This window comes from Phytohabitans houttuyneae, assembly GCF_011764425.1.
Classification (GTDB): domain Bacteria; phylum Actinomycetota; class Actinomycetes; order Mycobacteriales; family Micromonosporaceae; genus Phytohabitans; species Phytohabitans houttuyneae.
Genome location: NZ_BLPF01000001.1, coordinates 2,534,869 through 2,554,239, shown reverse-complemented (window position 1 = coordinate 2,554,239; position 19,371 = coordinate 2,534,869). Strand labels below are relative to the sequence as shown.

The 19,371-nt window shown below is 72.7% G+C and carries 17 protein-coding genes and 2 pseudogenes; 14 read left to right on the top strand and 5 right to left on the bottom strand.

Annotation, left to right across the window (positions count from 1 at the left end; genetic code table 11):
- The first annotated feature begins 4 nt into the window (after positions 1–4).
- From Phou_RS11230 to recG, 5 genes and pseudogenes are all read left to right on the top strand, one after another.
- Positions 5–547, top strand: a complete 543-nt coding sequence (locus tag Phou_RS11230) for an RNA polymerase sigma factor (RefSeq protein ID WP_173055998.1) — start codon at positions 5–7, stop codon at positions 545–547.
- Entirely contained in the window at positions 544–1,614 is a 1,071-nt protein-coding gene (locus Phou_RS11225) for a CU044_5270 family protein (protein ID WP_173055996.1), read from the top strand. The genes Phou_RS11230 and Phou_RS11225 overlap by 4 nt, the downstream gene beginning before the upstream one ends.
- A gap of 114 nt (positions 1,615–1,728) precedes the next feature.
- Complete coding sequence (rpmB, locus tag Phou_RS11220; protein WP_173041788.1) at positions 1,729–1,920, top strand: 50S ribosomal protein L28; 192 nt, start codon at positions 1,729–1,731, stop codon at positions 1,918–1,920.
- 449 nt (positions 1,921–2,369) lie between these two features.
- The gene (locus tag Phou_RS11215; RefSeq protein ID WP_173055994.1) at positions 2,370–3,941 is read left to right on the top strand and encodes a DAK2 domain-containing protein; all 1,572 of its coding nucleotides are present in this window, start codon (positions 2,370–2,372) and stop codon (positions 3,939–3,941) included.
- A pseudogene (recG, locus tag Phou_RS11210) lies at positions 3,938–6,120 on the top strand (ATP-dependent DNA helicase RecG). The gene Phou_RS11215 and the pseudogene recG overlap by 4 nt, the downstream one beginning before the upstream one ends.
- 81 nt (positions 6,121–6,201) lie before the next feature.
- Here the strand turns inward: recG and Phou_RS11205 are convergent.
- Positions 6,202–7,143 (bottom strand): hypothetical protein, encoded by a 942-nt coding sequence (locus Phou_RS11205; RefSeq protein ID WP_173055992.1) that lies wholly within the window; start codon positions 7,141–7,143, stop codon positions 6,202–6,204.
- Positions 7,144–7,560: 417 nt separating this feature from the next.
- On the opposite strand from Phou_RS11205, the gene rsmD reads away from it, so the two are divergent.
- From rsmD to rpmF, 5 genes and pseudogenes are all read left to right on the top strand, one after another.
- Positions 7,561–8,124 (top strand): 16S rRNA (guanine(966)-N(2))-methyltransferase RsmD, encoded by a 564-nt coding sequence (rsmD, locus tag Phou_RS11200; RefSeq protein WP_173055990.1) that lies wholly within the window; start codon positions 7,561–7,563, stop codon positions 8,122–8,124.
- Complete coding sequence (gene coaD, locus Phou_RS11195; protein WP_173055988.1) at positions 8,121–8,597, top strand: pantetheine-phosphate adenylyltransferase; 477 nt, start codon at positions 8,121–8,123, stop codon at positions 8,595–8,597. The genes rsmD and coaD overlap by 4 nt, the downstream gene beginning before the upstream one ends.
- A 158-nt stretch (positions 8,598–8,755) precedes the next feature.
- Complete coding sequence (locus Phou_RS11190) at positions 8,756–9,253, top strand: SPFH domain-containing protein (protein ID WP_173055986.1); 498 nt, start codon at positions 8,756–8,758, stop codon at positions 9,251–9,253.
- Positions 9,254–9,335: 82 nt separating this feature from the next.
- Positions 9,336–9,897, top strand: a pseudogene (locus tag Phou_RS11185) (YceD family protein).
- Positions 9,898–9,902: 5 nt separating this feature from the next.
- The gene (gene rpmF / locus Phou_RS11180; protein ID WP_173055984.1) at positions 9,903–10,076 is read left to right on the top strand and encodes a 50S ribosomal protein L32; all 174 of its coding nucleotides are present in this window, start codon (positions 9,903–9,905) and stop codon (positions 10,074–10,076) included.
- Here rpmF and Phou_RS52485 read toward each other — a convergent pair.
- Complete coding sequence (locus Phou_RS52485; RefSeq protein ID WP_246273832.1) at positions 10,065–10,358, bottom strand: hypothetical protein; 294 nt, start codon at positions 10,356–10,358, stop codon at positions 10,065–10,067. The two genes, rpmF and Phou_RS52485, sit on opposite strands and share 12 nt — an antisense overlap.
- Here Phou_RS52485 and Phou_RS11175 point away from each other — a divergent pair.
- From Phou_RS11175 to Phou_RS11160, 4 genes are all read left to right on the top strand, one after another.
- Positions 10,239–11,102 (top strand): phosphate acyltransferase PlsX, encoded by an 864-nt coding sequence (locus Phou_RS11175; RefSeq protein WP_246273762.1) that lies wholly within the window; start codon positions 10,239–10,241, stop codon positions 11,100–11,102. The genes Phou_RS52485 and Phou_RS11175 overlap by 120 nt on opposite strands.
- Positions 11,095–11,880 (top strand): ribonuclease III, encoded by a 786-nt coding sequence (rnc, locus tag Phou_RS11170; protein WP_246273488.1) that lies wholly within the window; start codon positions 11,095–11,097, stop codon positions 11,878–11,880. The genes Phou_RS11175 and rnc overlap by 8 nt, the downstream gene beginning before the upstream one ends.
- On the top strand, positions 11,864–12,718 hold the full coding sequence (mutM, locus tag Phou_RS11165) for a bifunctional DNA-formamidopyrimidine glycosylase/DNA-(apurinic or apyrimidinic site) lyase (protein ID WP_173055980.1): 855 nt from the start codon (positions 11,864–11,866) through the stop codon (positions 12,716–12,718). The genes rnc and mutM overlap by 17 nt, the downstream gene beginning before the upstream one ends.
- 1,364 nt (positions 12,719–14,082) lie before the next feature.
- Positions 14,083–16,278 (top strand): MMPL family transporter, encoded by a 2,196-nt coding sequence (locus tag Phou_RS11160; RefSeq protein WP_173058252.1) that lies wholly within the window; start codon positions 14,083–14,085, stop codon positions 16,276–16,278.
- A gap of 8 nt (positions 16,279–16,286) precedes the next feature.
- On the opposite strand, the gene Phou_RS11155 is transcribed toward Phou_RS11160, so the two are convergent.
- The 3 genes from Phou_RS11155 to pelF form a co-directional block, all read right to left on the bottom strand.
- Entirely contained in the window at positions 16,287–16,709 is a 423-nt protein-coding gene (locus tag Phou_RS11155; protein WP_173055978.1) for a spherulation-specific family 4 protein, read from the bottom strand.
- Positions 16,709–17,560, bottom strand: coding sequence for a hypothetical protein (locus Phou_RS11150; protein WP_173055976.1), 852 nt, complete (start codon positions 17,558–17,560; stop codon positions 16,709–16,711). Before Phou_RS11150 ends, Phou_RS11155 begins: the two co-directional genes overlap by 1 nt.
- Positions 17,561–17,936: 376 nt before the next feature.
- The gene (gene pelF, locus Phou_RS11145; protein ID WP_173055973.1) at positions 17,937–19,313 is read right to left on the bottom strand and encodes a GT4 family glycosyltransferase PelF; all 1,377 of its coding nucleotides are present in this window, start codon (positions 19,311–19,313) and stop codon (positions 17,937–17,939) included.
- Positions 19,314–19,371: the final 58 nt, after the last annotated feature.

Here is a 19,371-nt window from a genome sequence, read left to right as displayed (position 1 = left end):
GGGCATGACGACGCCGACGACCCCCGTCGCGATCGATCCGGCTGATCTCGCGGGGGTGTTCGACCGGTACGCCAGGGACCTGCTGCGCTACTGCACGCGCCGGGTGGGTGAGCAGGTCGCCGAGGACGTGGTGGCCGAGACATTCCTCGTCGCGTACGAGCGGCGCGACCGCTACGACGCCAGCCGGGGTGAGGTGCTGCCGTGGCTCTACGGCATCGCCACCAACCTGCTGCGCCGCCACCGCCGCACCGAGATCCGGGCACTCCGGGCGCTCGCGCACGCGGACGGGGGAGCGCGGGCGGCGGAGGGACCGGCACAGCGCGCCACCGACCGGGTGGACGCCGAGCGGGCGGTGGGGCGGCTCTCCGCCGTACTCGCGAAACTGCCGCGGCGGCAGCGCGATGTGCTGATGCTCTTCGCGGTGGCCGAGCTGGAGTACGCGGAGATCGCCGAGGCCCTGCAGATTCCCCTGGGATCGGTCCAGTCGGCACTGCACCGTGCCCGCGCCAAGGTGCGGGCCGCCCTCGCCGAAGGAGACGCGCGATGAGCCGCGACGATTCAGACATCATCGCCGTGCGGGACCTCCCGCCCGGCCTCCCTGAGCCGACCGACGAGTCGGTCAGCCGCACCTGGCACCGGATCACGGCGCAGCGCAAGCCGGCGCGGGCGCGTACCCCCTCCCGGATCCTCGTCCCCGCGATGGCCGCGGCGCTCGTCGCGGGCCTGGTGGTGGGCGGCGCCGCGCTTTTCCGGCCGGACGGGGGCGGCGGCGACCTGGAGGCCGGCTCGCCCTCCGACGAAAAGACCGCCGAGCCCAACCTGACGCCCGCGTCACCGCAGACGGTCGCCGTCCTCCACGCCCTCGCCGAGGCCGCGAAGCACGGCCCGGCCGCCGCCAAGGTGCGGCCCGGGCAGTTGATCTTCGTGTACCACGACGGGTGGGCGGCCTCGTTCCAGGCGAACGCGGGTGGCGCCAAGGGCGAGGGCGCCGCCGGGGCCGCACCGCCCGAGGCGAATTTGGAGAGCGGCACGATCGAGCGGCAGATCCGGGAGATGTGGTTTGACCCGCAGGGCATGGTCCCGCGGTCCATCACCGACGGCAGCAAGGAGCTGGGCACCGGCGGCGATCGCGGGCAGGTCGAGCCGACCGACCTGGGGCTCAGGGCGCCGACGCCCGAGTGGATCGCCGGGCTGCCCACCGACCCGGAGCAGCTTCGCGGCAAGCTGCGTGAGCTCGCCGGCGAGGGCGGGGCCTGGTCCACCGACCACTCGCTCTGGAACGCGCTGCAGGACTTCTACTTCACCAGCGACCTGCTGATGACGCCGGAGCTGCGTGCGGCGCTGCTACTGTCGTTCACCGGGCTGCGGGGCATCACCTCCAGCGAGACGACGATCGACGGGCGGCGGCTCGTGGCCGTGCGGCACACCGAGCGGGGCGTCGGCGACGAGATCCTCTTCGACCCCGCCACGGGCTCCGCCGTGGGCCGGCGCTCGGTGACGCTCGACGCCGACCTGAAGATCGTCTCGGGCCCGGGTGTCCCGAAGCTGGACCCGGACGTGACCTACCAGGCCACCTGGACCCAGAAGGTGGTCGCCACGGTCGGCGACCGCTGAGGCCGCCCTCGCGGGGCCCGATTGGCTCGGCGCGCGGGGGATCGGCTACCCTGGTCAGGTTGCCCGGACCGCATCCGTCGGCGACATCATGATCGACAATCCCAGGAGAGTTCCGTGGCTAGCGTGTGCGACGTCTGCGGCAAGGGGCCGGGCTTCGGCCACAACGTGCCGTGGTCCAAGAAGAAGACCAAGCGGCGCTGGGACCCCAACATCCAGACCGTCCGCACGCCGGCCGGTGGCGGCACCACCCGCAAGATGCAGGTCTGCACCTCGTGCATCAAGGCGGGCAAGGTCGTCCGCGCCTGAGGCGCGCCCCAGACGAGTAGCTTCCGTAGCCGCCGGATCACACCGATCCGGCGGCTACGTCTGTGCCCGGCCTCATTACGTTCCTTTCAAGCGGATGTGCCCCGGTCCGCGCCACCTGCGGACCGCATGCGCGGGCCCCGGGGGAAACGTGGAGCGCAGCGGAGCGTTTTCTTTGGGTGCTTTCCCGCGGGCACCGCTGCGGCCGGCGGCTCGCAGGGCTCGCCGAGATCCCCGGCCTCCGCTGCGAGGTCCGCGGGCCAAGCCCGACCCCCGCGGCGGGTGAGGCCGCGGGAGCAACGGTCCGGACCACGGCGGACATCGCGGTAGCCCGCATCGGTTTTGCGCGTGTGACCTGGCCCCACCATGCGGCGTGAGCGGCCCGCGGCGACATGCCACGGCGGGCGATGGGAGAACGCGCCGCTGTCGGTGGGCGACAGTAGGCTCATCGCGTGCTGGAGACGTTCGACGCGGAGGCGGTGCGCCGGTGGTGCGCGGCCGGGTTGGAGTCGCTGCGCCTGCACCAGCAAGAGATCGACCAGCTCAACGTCTATCCCGTGCCCGACGGCGACACCGGCACCAACCTCGTGCTCACCGTCGCGTCCGCGCAGCAGGCCATCGCCAACGACGCGGTCAACGGCGGCGACGACAGCGGCGGCGTCCTGCGGCTCATGTCGCGCGGCGCGCTCCTGGGCGCGCGGGGCAACTCCGGTGTGATCGTCTCCCAGCTGCTGCGCGGCATGGCTGACGCGCTCGTCGACGCCGGTGCGGTCCGCGGGCGGGCGCTCGCCGAGGCGCTGGGTGAGGCGGCCACGGCGGCCCGGGCGGCGGTGGCCAAGCCGGTCGAGGGGACGATCCTGACCGTCGCCTCAGCCGCCGCGGAGGGTGCCACGGCGACCGGCTCGGACGACCTCGACGCGGTGGCGCGTTCGGCGGCCGGGGCGGCCGCCCGCGCGCTGGCCCGCACGCCCGAGCAGCTGCCGGCGCTGGCTCGGGCCGGTGTGGTCGACGCCGGCGGGCGGGGGCTCTGCGTGCTGCTCGACGCGCTGGTTGCGGTCGTCACCGGGCAGGAGGTGGTGTCCGCACCGGTCACCGTCCGCCGCCCCGTCATCGCCGCACGCGAGACCGGATCCTCGGAGTACGGGTACGAGGTGCAGTACCTCCTCGACGCCGACTCCGCTTCCGTCGACCGGCTGCGGGCGACCCTGGCCGACCTGGGCGACTCGCTCGTCGTGGTGGGTGCGGAGCCCACGTGGAATGTGCACGTCCACGTCAACGACGTCGGCGCCGCCATCGAGGCCGGCGTGGAGGCGGGTCGGCCACACCGGATCACGGTCACGCGGTTTGAGGACCAGGCGCCGCCGCTCGACCCGGACGGGCGGGGTGCCGTGGTGGTCGCCGCCGGTCCCGGGCTTGTCGAGCTCTTCGGCGGCGAGGGCGCGCGGGTGATCGGCGCCAACCCGTCGACCGCCGAGATCCTCGACGCCGTGCTCGCCACGCGGGCCGGGCGGGTGGTGGTGCTGCCCGACGACCCCGACACCCAGGCGGTGGCCGGTGCGGCGGCGCGCGAGGCGCAGGCGCGGGGCGTGCGGGTCAGTGTCGTGCCCACCCGCTCGCCGGTGCAGGCGCTGGCCGCGCTGGCGGTGCGCGACGCCGGCCGCGGCTTCGAAGACGACGTGATCGCGATGGCCGAGGCGGCGGGCGCCTGCCGGTACGCGGAGGTTTGCTACGCCAGCCGCGAAGCGCTCACCATGGCCGGCCGCTGCCGCCCGGGCGACGTGCTCGCGCTGGTCGAAGACGAGGTGCACATCATCGGCACCGAGCTCGGCCAGACCTGCCTCGACCTGCTCGACCGCATGCTGGGCGGGGGCGGCGAGCTGGTCACGCTCCTGCTCGGCGACGGCGCGCCACCCGGCCTCGGCGACGAGCTGAGCGAGCATCTCACGCAGCGCTGGCCGTTCGTGGAGGTGCAGATCTACGACGGCGGCCAACCCACCTATCCGCTCCTGGTAGGCATCGAATGACCGACGTGGACACCCCACTGACCAAGGTGCTCGGCGCCAACACGGCCAAGGCCCTCGCCACACACCTCGACCTGCACACGGCGGGCGACCTGCTTTACCACTTCCCCGGCGGTACGACGAGCGTGGCGACCACACCGACATCCGCTCGCTGGAGGTCGGCGAGGACGTCACCGTGATGGCGCAGGTGCGCGCCGCCAGCCGCCGCCGCATCCGGGGCGGCGCCGACGAGATGCTCGAGGTGACGGTCGGCGACGGGGCGGGCGGCCAGCTCATGCTGACGTACTTCGGGCGTCGCCAGGTCTGGCGCGAGCGCGAGCTGCGCCCCGGCCGGTGGGGGCTGTTCGCCGGCAAGGTGACCGAGTTTCGGGGCAAGCGCCAGCTCAACGGCGCGCAGTACGTGCTCTTTTCCGAAGAGGGCGAGGCGTCGGAGGAGGTCGAGGAGTTCGCCGGCGCGCTGATCCCGGTGTACCCCGCGGCCGCCAAGGTGCCGACCTGGACGATCGCGCGCTGCGTCGGCGTGCTGCTGCAGGTGGTGACCCCGCCGGAGGACCCGCTGCCGTCGACCGTGCGCGCCCACGGCAACCTCGTCGACATCGCCACCGCGCTGCGCGAGATCCACCGGCCGTCGTCCAAAGAGGACCTGTACCGGGCGCGGCGGCGGCTCAAGTGGGACGAGGCGTTCGCGGTGCAGCTCACGCTCGTGCAGCGAAAGCACCGCGCGGCCGCCTGGCCGGCCCGCCCCCGCCGGCGCAAGCAGGAAGGGCTGCTGGCCGCGTTCGACGCCACGTTGCCGTACGAGCTGACCGCCGGCCAGCGCACGGTCGGCGAGGAGATCGCCGAAGACCTGTCCACGCCGCACCCGATGCACCGGCTGTTGCAGGGCGAGGTGGGTTCGGGCAAGACGCTCGTGGCCGTGCGCGCGATGCTCCAGGTCGTCGACGCCGGTGGCCAGGCCGCGATGCTCGCGCCCACGGAGGTGCTCGCCGCCCAGCACTACCGCGGCATCACCGAGCTGCTCGGCCCGCTCGGCCGCGCCGGCGAGCTCGACTCGGCCGAGGGTGCCACCCGCGTCACGCTCGTCACCGGCTCGCTGGGCGCGGCGGCCCGCCGGCGGGCGCTGGAGGAGATCTCGACCGGCCGTTCGGGCATCGTGGTGGGCACGCACGCCTTGCTGTACGAAGGCATCGACTTCGCCGACCTCGGCCTGGTGGTGGTCGACGAGCAGCACCGTTTCGGCGTGGAGCAGCGCGACGCCCTGCGCGCCAAGGCCGAGCAGCCGCCGCACGTGCTGGTGATGACGGCGACGCCGATCCCGCGCACGGTGGCGATGACCGTCTACGGCGACCTTGAGGTGTCCACGCTGTCCCAGCTCCCGCAGGGCCGCTCGCCGATCGCCTCGCACGTGGTGCCCGCCGCGGACAAGCCGGCTTTCCTGGAGCGCGCGTGGAAGCGGATCCGCGAGGAGGTCACGGCCGGCCACCAGGCGTACGTGGTGTGTCCGCGCATCGGCGACACCGGCTCGTCCGAAGAGGACGCGCCGGACGGGGCGGACGACAACGGGCGGCGCCCGCCGGTGGCGGTGCTCGACGTGGCCCCGCTGCTGTCCGAGGGCCCGCTGCACGGCCTGCGCATCGGCGTGCTCCACGGCAAGCTGCCGGCGGACGAGAAGGACACGGTGATGCGGGCGTACGCGGCGGGCAAGCTCGACGTGCTCGTCGCCACCACGGTCATTGAAGTCGGAGTCAACGTGCCCAACGCGACCGTCATGGTGGTCCTCGACGCCGACCGCTTCGGCGTCTCCCAGCTGCACCAGCTTCGCGGCCGGGTGGGTCGCGGCTCCGCGCCGGGCCTGTGCCTGCTGGTCACCGAGGCGCAGGAGGGCACGCCCGCCCGCGAGCGGCTTGACGCGGTCGCCTCCACCACCGACGGCTTCCGGCTCGCCGAGATCGACCTGGAGCAGCGACGGGAGGGTGACGTGCTGGGCGCCACCCAGTCGGGCCGGCGTTCACACCTGCGGCTGCTGTCGCTGCTGCACGACACCAAGCTCATCAACGACGCCCGCGCGGAGGCAATCTCGCTCGTCGAGGACGACCCGGAGCTGGAGCGGCATCCCGCACTCGCCGCGTCCGTGGCAGCCCTGGTCGACGAGGAGCGCGCCGAGTACCTCGAAAAGGGCTGAGCCCGCGCCCGGAGACGGGTGCGGCCCGCGACGACCGGGGGTGTCGTCGCGGGCCGCGGAGGGGGTGTAACGCCTTACGGCTCAGGCGGTGAAGGTCGTGCGCCGCCGGCGGGCCATGAAGAACAGCACCGCGCCGATGGCCAGCAGCACCAGCGCGCCACCGGCGATGCCACCGGCCGCGACGCCGGTCACCGGCAGCTCGGGGCCGCCGCCACCCTCACCCGGGGGCGGGGGCGGTGTGGCGCAGTTGTCGGGCTTTTCCCAGGTGATGGGCTTGCCCTGGGCCTCGCCGACCGAGGGGACGACCACGAGGCCCTCGGCGGCCGGGAAGCGGGCTTCCTTGGTCTCACCCGGCTTGGCGGTGATGGTCTGCGGCGCGCCCGTGTTCGGCGTCAGCGTGACCGTGATGTCCCGGCCGTCCTTCGGGTTTTCCAGGATGTAGACGAGTTCGTCACAGGTCGACTTGTCGCTGGGGGTGGGAAGCCCGCAGTCACCCGGCTTTTCCCAGGTGTAGGTCTTGATCACCTTTTCGCCCTTGACGACGGTGATCTCGCCCGAGCCGGCCGGCACGACGATGCCGCCCAGCGTCTGTCCGGCGGGGACCTCGACGCTCTCGCTGAACTCGCCCGCCGAGACGGTCATCTTGGCCTTGCGGGTGCCCTTGGTGTTGTCGAGCGTCACGACCACGGAGCCGTCGCACTCCGGCGTGAACGTCGCGTCCGGCTTCTCGCCGCAGTGCTTGCGGGGCGTGGCGGTGCCCTCGGCCCACTTGGTGTGGATCACGCCGTCGCGCTTCCACCGGACCTTGACCTTGAGCGTCACGCTCTCGGTCTCGGCGGAGAGGGTCTGCTTGCCGGTCAGGCCGCCGTCGATCGAGCGCGGGAGAGTGGCGCCCTCCGCGATGCCCTCGACGGCGGTGGGCTCGACCTTGACGATCTTGCCTTCGAGGTCGTCCTCGCTGTTGAAGACGGTCCAGGTGGCCTTCCACTCGCCGTCGATGATGCAGCTGCCGGTACCGGACACGATGGGGTGGTGCGCGCTGGCGGGGAGGAGAGGGCGACGGCGGCCGCGAGGCCGAGCACGGCCGCGCCGAGAGCGGCGATCGGTTGCCGCGACGACAGCTTTGTACGGTTCACGCGAACTCCTGAACAAAGGGGGGCTTTCAGGGCGCGGCCCGGGGCTCAGGCATGGCACAGCCGGCCACGGCGAACTCCAGCCGTGACGCGTCCGACGCCTCCCCAGGTCGTCGTGCCGGCGAGGACGCTGCCGACACAGCGCACGACCTTAGCGGTTCCTGAAGTGACGCAGAGGAATTGAAGACGAACTAAGAATCCCGTTGTGAACTCGTAATCTTCGATGGCCGGAGTGATATCGCGTGATACCTCTGTGTAGTGGAGTGACTGGTGTGACTCGGGCGCCGCGTGGCGTAGCGTCACTCCCATGACCCGCATCGTGGCCGGCACTCTCGGCGGCCGCCGGATCGCGGCGCCGGCCGGCGACCGCACCCGTCCCACGTCCGACCGGGTGCGGGAGGCACTGTTCAGTGCGCTGGAGTCGATGGTCGACCTGGAGGGTGCGCGCTTCGCCGACCTGTTCGCGGGCTCCGGCGCGGTCGGCCTCGAGGCGCTGTCGCGGGGCGCGGCACACGTGCTGCTGGTGGAGTCGGACCCGCGGGTGGCGCGCGTCGTGCGGCAAAACATCGCGGCGCTGGGCGTCGGCTCCGCCACCCGGCTCACCACGGCCAAGGTGGGTGCCGCGTTGGCCGCCGGGCCGGACGGGGACGGCTACGACGTGGTGTTCGCCGACCCGCCGTACGCGGTGGCGGACGACGAGGTCACCGCCGTGCAGGCCGCGCTCGTCGACGGCGGCTGGCTGGCCGAGGACGCCGTGGTCGTGTTCGAGCGAGGCACCCGGTCCGGGCCTGTGACCTGGGTGAAAGGGATCACCGGCGAGCACAGCCGGCGTTACGGGGAGACGACACTTTGGTACGGTCGCCGATCGTGAGACGTGCGGTGTGTCCCGGCTCCTTCGACCCGGTGACCAACGGGCACCTGGACATCGTCGGGCGGGCCAGTCGGCTTTTCGACGAGGTCATCATCGGAGTGTTGATCAACCAGGCGAAGACCGGCCTCTTCACCGAAGACGAGCGCATCGAGATGCTCGGCGAGGTCACCAAGGGGTACGACAACGTGCGGGTGCTGTCGTTCCGCGGCCTGCTGGTCGACTTCTGCCGCACCCACGACGCGGCCGTGGTGGTCAAGGGCCTGCGCGCGGTCAGCGACTTCGACTACGAGCTGCAGATGGCCCAGATGAACATCGGGCTGGCCGGCGTCGAGACGCTCTTCATGCCCACCAACCCGCTCTACTCGTTTCTCTCCTCGAGCCTCGTCAAGGAGGTCGCAAAATGGGGCGGCGACGTGTCGGCCCACGTGCCCGACGTGGTGGCGGCCCGCCTGGCCGACCGCCTGGCCTCCTGACCGGCACTGCGCGGATGGCGACGCGCCCGGCGGACAGCGCCGACGGCGACGCGCCCGGCGGACAACCAGTGGGCGCACCTTCCGCCCGGGACCGCATCATGGGGTGAGCACCCTCATCATGTGAGGGTCGGTTGTGGAACGACAGGAGTGAGGCGCCAGTGGACCCGCTCGACCGCATCGACGAGATCATCGCCATCGTGGAGGCCGCCCGCTCGGTTCCCATGTCGCGCACCAACTGCATGGTCGATCGCGGCGAGATGATCAATGCCCTCGACCAGCTCCGCGCCGAGCTTCCCAGCGAGCTGCGGCGGGCCACGGCGCTGCTGGACGAGCGCGACAAGATTATCGATGCCGGTCGCCGCGAGGCTGACCGGATCATCAGCGAGGGTGAGGCCGAGCACGCCCGCCTCGTCTCCGTGAACGAGATCACTGTCTCGTCCGAGCACGAGGGCGCCCGCATCGTCGCCGAGGCCCGCGCGGAGGCCCAGCGGCTGCGCGAGGAGGTCGACGACTACGTCGACACCGCGCTGGCCAACTTCGAGCAGTTCCTCACCCGTGCCCTCGCCTCGATCGAGCGGGGCCGTGACAAGATGCACGCCCTGCGTGAGATCGGCACCTTCACCGGCGAGGAAAACGAGCGGCCGCTGCCGTTCTGACATGGGGACCTGCCCTTTTGATACCGGGACGGGTCGTCGGGTACCGTAGACCGTCGGCCTCCTACCAGGCCGGAGTCTCATGATGCCCAATCACTCACAGACCCACCTCGACCCCAGGTCGCCGCTGGTCCTCGATACGAGGGAGCTGCCACGCCGGCCTGGTGCGATGCGTACGGTCAGGAGGGTGGTGCCGGCACCGGCGGACCTCGGACTGGAGCTGATCAGGGTGCCCGACGGCGCCGATCTCACCCTCGACCTGAGGATGGAGTCGGTCTCGGAGGGCGTGCTCGTCTCCGGCACCGCGTCCGCCCCCACGGCGGGTGAGTGTGGCCGGTGCCTGCGCCCGATCAGCGACTCGGTGGTCGTCCCGATCCAGGAGCTGTATGCGTATGAGCACAGCACCACGGACGAGACGACCGACGAGGACGAGGTCGGCCGGTTGCAGGGTGACCTTGTCGACCTGGAGCCTGCGCTGCGGGATGCGGTGGTGCTCGCACTGCCCGTCACCCCGTTGTGCCGAGACGACTGTCCAGGGCTGTGCCCGAGTGTGGGGTGCACTGGGACGAGCTGCCGGCTGGCCACAGCCACGAGCAGGTCGACCCCGGTGGGCGGCCCTGACTCAATTGCACCAGAAAGAGGAGTAGGAACCGTGGCGGTCCCCAAGCGGAAGATGTCGCGCAGCAACACCCGGTCGCGCCGGGCGCAGTGGAAGGCCACTGCGGTGGCGACGGTGGCGTGCCCGCAGTGCCGTTCGCCGAAGCTCCCGCACGCGGCGTGCACGGTCTGCGGCACGTACAACGGTCGTCAGGTCCTAGAGGTCTGACCCGAGCCGCGCGTGGAACACCCGACCCCGGGTCGGGAAGCTCCGGTTCCAGTCGCCGGCCGGCATCGCCCGGCCGGCGTTCCCGTAGAACCGGGCATCGCGCGGATCGCCGTTGACCTCCTCGGCGGGGACGGGGCACCCGCCGTCGTGGTTGACGGCGCTCTGCGGGCATGCAGCGCCGATCCCGACCTCCACCTCCTGCTCGTCGGCCCACCTGAGGTAGCCGGCGAGCTGGTTGGTGCGCTCCCACAGGCCGATCGCGAGCGCGTGTCGGTCCGCCACGTACGGGCCGTCGTCGGCATGGCCGACGCGCCCACCGGCGCCAAGCGCCCCGACACCACCGTCCGCGCGGCCGTCGCGGCGGTGGCCGAAGGGGCGGCCGACGCCGTCGTCTCCGCCGGGGCCAGCGGCGCGACAGTCACCGCCGCCGTGCTGGGCCTCGGGCGCTGGACGGGGGTACGCCGCCCCGCACTCGTCGCCACCCTCCCCGCCGAGGCGGGTCCCGTGGTGCTGCTCGACGTGGGTGCTTCCGTCGAGGCGCGTCCCGGCACGCTGGCCCGCAACGCCGCGCTCGGCGCCGCGTACGCCGCCACCGTCCACCACATCAAGCGTCCCCGTGTCGGCCTGCTGTCGATCGGCACCGAGCCGGGCAAGGGTGACCGGGCGCGGCGGGCCGCCGACCCGTTCATCGCGGCGCAGGTCCTTCCCTCCGAGGCCCGGTACGTCGGGCTCGTCGAGGGCTACGAAGCCTCGCTGGGCGAGCGCGCGGACGTGATAGTCACCGACGGCTTCACCGGAAACGTGCTGCTCAAGGGCATCGAGGGCACGTACAACCGATGCCGCCCGGACCGCATCGAGGCGCCGCCGCGGGCGGCGGCGCTCGTCGGGGTCGGCGGCGTCGTCATCGTCTGCCATGGCGCCGCGACCGGGGCGGACGTCGCCTCGGGCATCGCTCTCGCCGCACATCTGCACCGCCGCTCCGCGGCCACGGAGATCGCCACGCTGCTAGGGGTGAGTCATGGATAAGCGCAAGCGGCCACCGGCCGAACACCTGGAGGCGGCCTTCGGCGTCGCCTTCGACGCGGAACTGCTGGAGCGAGCCCTTACCCACCGCTCGTACGCGTACGAGAACGGTGGCCTGCCGACCAACGAGCGGCTCGAGTTTCTCGGCGACTCGGTGCTCGGGGTGGTGATCACGACCGCGCTCTTCCACAACCATCCCGACCTGCCCGAGGGGCAGCTCGCCAAGCTGCGCGCCAGCGTGGTCAACATGCGGGCGCTCGCCGACGTGGCGCGCGGCCTCGGCCCCGGCGGCCTCGGTCCGCACCTGCTGCTGGGCAAGGGCGAGGAGACCACCGGCGGGCGGGACAAGGCCAGCATCCTCGCCGACACGCTCGAGGCGCTGCTCGGCGCGATCTACCTCCAGTACGGCCTGGACATCGCCGCCGAGGTGATCCACCGCCTCTTCGACCCGCTGATGGCTGAGTCCGCCGGGCGGGGCGCGGGCCTGGACTGGAAGACGAGCCTCCAGGAGCTGACCGCCTCGCTGGGGCTGGGCGTGCCGGAGTACCGGATCGACGAGGCCGGCCCGGACCACGCGAAGACGTTCACCGCCTGGGTGGTGGTGGCCGGCGACCGGTACGGCGGGGCCGACGGGCGCAGCAAGAAAGAGGCCGAGCAGCGGGCGGCCGAGGCGGCGTACCGCACGCTGTCCGCGAAGTTCGGTGAGGCGGCGGGAGCCTCGGCACCCGCTCCCGCCCCGGGTGCCACGCAGTCTGGAGGGGACAGTGCCGGAGCTTCCTGAGGTCGAGACGGTCCGCCAAGGCCTGGCCAAGTGGGTGACCGGGCGGCGGATCGCGTCGGTCGAGGTGCACCACCCGCGCGCCATCCGCCGGCACCTGCCCGGCGCCGACCACTTCTCGGCGGTGCTCGCCGGCCACACGGTGGTCGACGTATGCCGCCGCGGCAAGTACCTGTGGCTGCCCCTCGACTCGGGCGACGCGATCATCGGCCACCTCGGCATGTCCGGCCAGCTGCTCTTCCAGCCCGAGAGCGCACCGGACGAGGCACATCTGCGCATCCGCTTCCGCTTCGACGACGACGGCCCCGAGCTGCGCTTCGTCGATCAGCGCACGTTCGGCGGCCTGTCCGTCTCACCGGGCGGCGCCGAGCTGCCCGGCGAGATCGCGCACATCGCCCGGGACCCGATGGACCCGCTTTTCTCCGACGCCGACTTCGTGACCAACCTGCGCCGCAAGCGCACCGAGGTGAAGCGGGCGCTGCTGGACCAGACCCTGATCTCCGGGGTCGGCAACATCTACGCCGACGAGGCCCTGTGGCGCTCCAAACTGCACGGCGCCCGCCCGACCGACGCCATCACCAAGCCAGCCGCCGCGCGCCTGCTGGCCCACGTCCGCGAGGTGCTCTCGGAGGCGCTGGTCGCGGGCGGCACCAGCTTCGACGCCCTCTACGTCAACGTGAACGGCGAGAGCGGCTACTTCGACCGCTCCCTCAACGTGTACGGCCGCGAGGGCGAGCCTTGCAACCGCTGCGGCGCCCCGATCCGGCGCGAGGCCTTTATGAACCGCTCGTCCTTCAGCTGCCCCCGCTGCCAGCCCCGCCCCCGCCGCACACCGTCCTAGCGAGCCCGGGCGCCGGGGGTGGCTCTCAAGCTGGGCGCACCGGTGCGCCCACGGGCCCTTCAAAGATCCAACCGAAACTGATGCGGGCTACCGCGATGTCCGTCGTTGTCCGGACCGTTGCTCCCGCGGCCTCGCCCTACGCGGTGGGCGAGCTCACCCCTCGGGGACGATCTGCTCTGTGGGGCCTTTGTTGACGCCGATCAAGGAGCCAGTGTGCCCTTGCGATTGCCCAGATCGCCCCGGGGCGGCGAACTTCGGCGGATCTGTGAGACCGGCTTTCCTGATCGGCGGCGGTTGCTGCCTCACCGTCCGCGGTCGCTCAGCTCAGCCCAGGAGCCCGCTCCGGCAGATCTTGGCAAGTTGGCGTCGAAATGACGCGCTTACTCACCAAGATTTCGAAGCGCACAGCGAGCCCAACTGATCGGCAGTCACCGACCGCGACGACGGTGCCGAGTTGCGGGCGGACTCGTGCACTCCCGCCTCGGAAGATCGGCAGAAGCACGGGTAGGGGAAGAGGATCTGCGGGAGCGGGGTGAGCTGGGCGACCGCGGAGGGTGAGGCCGCGGGAAAGCACCCAAAACGCTCCACGTTTCCCCGGGGACCCGGCGCGACGGTCCGGACCACTGCGGACATCGCGGTAGCTCGCGTCTGGTTCGGGTTGGATTTACTGAAGGCCGCGGAGATCCCACCCACCCCGACCCCGAAAGGTCTCCAGACCACAGTGGCTCCTTGATCGGCGTTAACAAAGGCCCCCACAGAGCAGATCGTGGTCGTTTGCTGTCCCTCTAGGGGCAGCAAACGACCACGATCTCAACGAGAACCGGGGCGTGCTCGCCCACCGCGGATGATGAGGCCGCGGGAGCAACTCTCGTCGGGACCCCGGCGGCGTGCGGATGCGCCCGGCACTGTCGTCGAGTCCACCAACACCAGCCATTCGATGTTCCAGCTGCGTCCGCGTCAACGTGCACCCCCTGCCAGCGTCCGCGCGAACGTGCCATCCATGGCGTCCGGCAGGGCGCGCCACCGCGCGCCGTCACGCACCTCCACAACAAACCGGCCAGATCGCGACCGACCCGTGGCCCTTGAGGAGGCGCCCTGGCGCGGGCATGCCACCGGTTCCCCTGGGCCGTCGACTCAGGACACCGGCCGCCGCGATGTGAGTGGTCCGGACCGTTGCGCTGGGCCGAGGACGATCGCGGGTCGGCGGCACCCTGACGCCGGTGGCCCCGAAGCGGGCATCGGTCGGGGTATTCCCTGAGGCGCTACTTCCGGGGGCGCAGCGGGTCGGTCCCGGATGTCGTCGCGCGCTCGGCTCCCTAGCGTCAGTTCCTGTGAACAGGACTCAGGCGGAGGGGGAGCCCACGATGGGCAAGCGACCGGTAACGGTGCGGGTCGCGCGATGGAGCGCGGAGCACCCGTGGCGCGCAATCGCGTTGTGGGTGGTGTTCGTTGCGGTCTGCTTCGTGGGCGGCAGCGCGGCCGGCCTCAACGAGGCGACCGACGAGGACCAGGCGATCGGCGAGGCCGGCCGGGCGTCCGTGATCGAGATCCACGGTGACTTTGACGACCCGGCGGTGGAGAACGTCCTCATCACCGCCCCTAGTGGACAGTTGGACAAGGCCGCGGCGGACGCGGCGGCGGCCGACGCCATCGCCAAGATGAAGGCCACCACGGGCGTGGCGAAGGTGGACGAGGCGGTGCCGGCGCGGGACGGGTCGGCGTTGCTGATCGCGGTCACCATGGCGGGCGACCCCGACACCGCGTCGGACCGCCTCCAGCCGCTGGAGGCGACCACCGCCGAGCTGCAGCGGGCGCACCCGCAGGTGCGTATCGAGGAGGTTGGCGGGCCGTCCATCAACAAGGCGCTCGACGAGACGCTCGGCAAGGACTTCGAGCGGGCCGAGCTGCTGAGCCTGCCGGTGACGCTGGCCATCCTGATCGTCGCGTTCGGTGCGCTCATCGCGGCCGGCGTACCGGTGCTGCTGGCCATGTCGTCGGTCTTCGCGGCGATGGGCCTGTCCACGCTCGCCTCGCACCTGCTGCCGGCGACCGACACGACAAACAGCGTGATCCTGCTGATCGGACTCGCGGTCGGCGTCGACTACTCGCTGTTCTACATCCGCCGCGAGCGTGAGGAGCGGGCCAAGGGGCGCGGCCACCTCGACGCCGTCGAGATCGCGGCGGAGACGTCCGGGCACGCGGTGGTGGTTTCGGGTATCGCCGTCATGATCGCCATGGCCGGCCTCTTCCTCGCCACCGACGTGGTGTTCTCCTCGCTGGCCGTCGGCTCGATCCTGGTCGTCGCGGTCTCGGTGATCGGCTCGCTGACCGTGCTGCCGGCGCTGCTGGCCAAGCTCGGCCGCTGGGTCGACCGCCCGCGCGTTCCGCTGCTGTGGCGCCTGCAGGCGCGTCGCTCGGGTGCGCCGCGCATCTGGCCGGCCCTGCTGCGCCCGGCGCTGCGCCGCCCGCTGCTCGCCCTGGTCATCTCGGTCGGCGTGCTGCTGGCGCTCGCGGCACCCGCCGCTGGCATGAAGATGAAGTTTCCGGGGATGGAGGACCTGCCCCGCACCACAACAGCCATGCAGGCGTACGACCGGCTGACCGCGGCCTTCCCGAGCACCGGTACGGCGCACTACCTCGCCGTGGAGGCGCCGGCGGCTGAGGCGGCGCAGGTGAAGGCGGCGCTGACCACGCTGGCGCAGAAGGCCGGCGGCGACCCGCTCTTCGCACCGGTCGAGGCCGACGGGCCGGACATCGAGCAGTCCGCGGACGGCACGGTGAGCCTGCTGCAGGTGGCGACGCCGTACCACAGCCGCACCGACGAGGCCCGGCAGTCGCTGGACAAGCTCCGCGACGTGTACGTGCCCGAGGCCATGGCCGGCCTGTCCAACGTGGACTATGCCGTCGGCGGTGACGTGGCCGGCAGTGTGGACTACGCCGCGCACGTCACGAAGAAGCTGCCGCTGGTGATGGCGTTCGTACTCATCCTCACGTTCGTGGTGATGGTGCTGACGTTCCGCTCGGTGGTGGTGGCGCTGACCTCGATCGTGCTCAACCTGCTGTCGGTGGGCGCCGCGTACGGCCTGCTGGTGCTTGTCTTCCAGGGCACGTGGGCGGAAGGGCTGCTCGGCTTCACGTCGATGGGGTCGATCGTGACCTGGCTGCCGCTGTTCCTCTTCGTGGTCCTCTTCGGACTGTCGATGGACTATCACGTCTTCGTGGTCAGCCGGATCCGCGAGGCCGTCCAGCGTGGAGTGTCCAACCGGGACGCGGTGGCGTACGGCATCACGAGCTCGGCCGGCACGGTCAGCAGCGCGGCGATCGTGATGGTGGCGGTGTTCTCCATCTTCGCCACGCTGAGCACGATCGACATGAAGCAGCTCGGCATCGGCCTCGCGGCGGCGATCCTGCTCGACGCGACAATCATCCGGGCGGTCGTGCTGCCCTCGGTGATGACGCTGCTCGGGGACGCCAACTGGTGGGCGCCGCGCTTCCTGCGCAAGCGCCAGCCGGCCCGCCACGCGGAGGAGCCGGAGCGGGAGCTCGTCTCCGTCCACTGAGGAAGGTGTTACCAGGTGCGGGTTTCGGCTACCACGCCGAAGCCCGCACCTCGCCATTCCATCATCTTGCGGGCGGTGTCGGCCTGCGCGGCGGGCACACCGTAGACGAGGTGGCCGTCCCCGGGCGCCGCGCCCTCGCCGGACCACCGCTGGTAGGCGCCCCAGTCGCCGTCGAAGACGCAGAGCGCGGCGTCCAGCGCGCGGTACGCGGGTTCCACCGGCCGGCCCGGGTTGAGCACCACCAGCCCGAACCCGGCGCGGCGGGCCACCCGGACCGCCAGCGCTACGCCGCCGAGCCCGGCCAGGTCGCCCGGCGCGCGGTCCAGGAAGACCCCGTCGTGCGGCTTCGTCGCCCACCGCTCGACCGCGTCCAGCACGTCGGCTAGCGGGCGCCCGCCGTACTCGAGGTCGATCTTCGCGAAGCGTTCCATCAGTAGCGCTCGGGGTCGAAGACGGCGTGCGCGGCCAGCACCAGCCCGGCGAGGTAGGTGGCCGCGAGCGCGGTGACGGTGGCCGGCAGGAGCGTGCCGCCGGCGGCGAGGGCGGAGAGTGGGGCGGCCGCGACAAGCGCGGCCACGACCGGGCGTCCGCGCGCGGTGAGCAGGGCGGTCAGCGCCAGCACACCGCCGAGCAGCAGCACCGCCGCGCCGCTCAGCATCAGCCCGCGCGCGCCGGGGTGGCCGGACAGCTCGTACGGCAGCCGGTACGCCGCCGCGCCCAGCGCCACGCCCGCGACCAGCGGCGGCACGAGCGCACCCACGGTCACCGTGCCAAGGTCACGCACCTCACGATGAAAGGCACGCAGGTCGTCGTGGGCGTCCGCCGCGGTGGCGGCGCGGGCTTCGTGCCAGCACACCACGAAAACCAGCATGGGTACGCCCGATGCCAGCACCGCCACGTCGGACGCCGCTCGCCACACGAGCACCGCCGCGGCGCCCTGGCAGAGCGCGGCGACGACGCCGGTCACCGGGGCGTGCGTGCGGACCAGCAGCGCGCCGGCCAGCATCAACGCGGCCGCCACGGGGAGCACCTCGACCCGGTCCCACACGCCGGCCAGCAGCGCCGCGGAGGCCGCCCAGGCCGGCACCGCCCAGAGCAGCCCGGTGCGGGCGCCGGCCACCAGCGCGTACCCGGTCAGCCCCACCGCGAGTGCCAGCCGGCGGTCGGCGCCTCCCACCGGCGCCAGCAGGCACGCGGCCGCGACCAGGGGTGCGCCGGCCGCGGTGTAGAGCCGGCCACGCGCGCCGCCCCACCCGAGCACCGCCGCGAGCGCGGGCACCATCCACCCGACCCGCTCCACCTCGTCGGCGGCGGCGAGCGCGGCGGCGACCGGGGCGAGCAGCAGCGCGGAGCGGCGCAGGGCGGCCCGCAGGTACGGCCGGGGCGGGGTGCCCGGGCCGGCGGCTGGTCCAGCAGGGCGAGGACCGCCTCACCGAGCGCGAACACCGTCGGCTGCCCGTACCGCCGGGCGGCCACCCGGTCGCTGATGCCGGCCGACTCCAGCGCGGTGACCAGCTCGTCGACGTCGGCGACGCCGCCCTCGAACCGCTTGGCCAGCTCGGCGACCGCGACCGCACCGTCCACCGTGGACGCCATGGACGCCGTGGACGCCGTGGACGCCATGGACACCGGGGACACCGGGGACACCGGGGACTCCGTCACGCCGCCACCGCGTCCCGGTAGAGGTGGCCGTACGCGCGGCGCATCCCGTCCACTGTGAACAGGCGCAACGCGCGCGCCCGCCCGGCGGCACCCAGCCGCTGCCGCCGCTCGGGGTCGTGCAGCAGCTCGACGCAGGCGGCGGCCAGCGCGACAGGGTCGCCGGGCGGCACCACGACGCCGGCGTCGCCCACCGCCTCGGCCACCGCGCCGACGTCGGTGCTGACCGTGGCGCGGGCGCAGAACATCGCCTCCACCAGCGCGACAGGTGTGTGCTCGGTGACGCTCGAGGAGGTGACGACGTGCCCCGCAGCGTACGCCTCGCGACTGGACGGCACCGCGCCGAGGAAGGTCACGCTGTCGCCGAGCCGCAGCCGCTCGACAAGGCGGCGGCAGGTGCCCGCGTACCCGGCGTCCGCCTCGGGTCCGGCCAGGCGGAGCGCGGCGTGCGGCACCGCGTCGCGGACCTGCCGGAACGCGCGGATCAGCGTGTGCAGGTCCTGGTGCGGGGCGATCTGCCCGACCCAGACGAGCGCCGGCGCGACCGGCTCGATGTCCAGCGGCGCGTACCGCACCGGCTCCACGCCACCGGGCACGACCACGACCTTCGCCGGGTCCGCGCCGTCGCGCAGCTCCCAGCGCTGGTGGAAGCGGCTGGCGGAGGCGATCAGCGCGGCTTCGGCGTACCCGAGGCGGCGCAGCGCGCGGTGGTAGCGCAGCAGTACCGCCTTGACCGCGGGCGGCCCCTCGGGCGCGACGTGCGGGCGGTCCTCGCTGAGCAGGAACGGCGTGCCCGCACGCCACCGCGCCGCGAGCGCGACGAGCAGCGGTGGACCGGCCGCGACGGCGTGGCAGAGGTCGGCGGCCGGGGCCAGTACGGCCAGTGGCCGCAGCGCGTGGTCGAGGTGCGCGGCCGCGTGCCGGGCGTCCCGGACCGACAGGCGGGGCAGGGCCGGCTCGCAGCGGGCCACCTGCCAGGCGTCGAGCAGCACGTCGGCGAGGGGTACCCCGCGCAGCGGCGCCCCGCCCGCGGCGGCCAGGTCTGCCAGCAGGCGCAGGCTCTCGGCGAACATCGCCGCGCCCTGCTCACCGTCGGTCAGCAGCCCCCGGCAGAGCAGTACCCCGGCCGCGGTGGCCGCCCGCCGCCGGTGCTGGCGGGCAGCCCGTCCGGCCGGCGCGGGCCGGGGGTCGGCGATCGGGTGGAGGAGGGCGTTCACAGGCAGCGCGTACGCGGCCTCCCGCCGCGGCTGGTCGGTGCCGAGAGCGACCACGTGGAACGTGTGCCCGTCCAGGCCGTGCAGCAGCCGCTGGCACCAGTCGCCGGGACCACCCTTGACGTACGGGTAGGAGTCGTCCGTTATGAGCGCAACCCGCATGCAGGGGGCAACGATCGAGTTCGAACCGATGCGGGGTGGTTGTCAGCTACGCGACAGC

Coding starts and splice junctions, on each gene's coding strand:
- Phou_RS11230 (WP_173055998.1), top strand. CDS start 5: ATGACGACGCCGACGACCCCCGTCGCGATCGATCCGGCTGATCTCGCG.
- Phou_RS11225 (WP_173055996.1), top strand. CDS start 544: ATGAGCCGCGACGATTCAGACATCATCGCCGTGCGGGACCTCCCGCCC.
- rsmD (WP_173055990.1), top strand. CDS start 7,561: ATGACCCGCATCGTGGCCGGCACTCTCGGCGGCCGCCGGATCGCGGCG.
- rnc (WP_246273488.1), top strand. CDS start 11,095: ATGGATAAGCGCAAGCGGCCACCGGCCGAACACCTGGAGGCGGCCTTC.
- Phou_RS11160 (WP_173058252.1), top strand. CDS start 14,083: ATGGGCAAGCGACCGGTAACGGTGCGGGTCGCGCGATGGAGCGCGGAG.
- Phou_RS11155 (WP_173055978.1), bottom strand. CDS start 16,709: ATGGAACGCTTCGCGAAGATCGACCTCGAGTACGGCGGGCGCCCGCTA.
- Phou_RS11150 (WP_173055976.1), bottom strand. CDS start 17,560: ATGGTGCCCGCGCTCGCGGCGGTGCTCGGGTGGGGCGGCGCGCGTGGC.
- pelF (WP_173055973.1), bottom strand. CDS start 19,313: ATGCGGGTTGCGCTCATAACGGACGACTCCTACCCGTACGTCAAGGGT.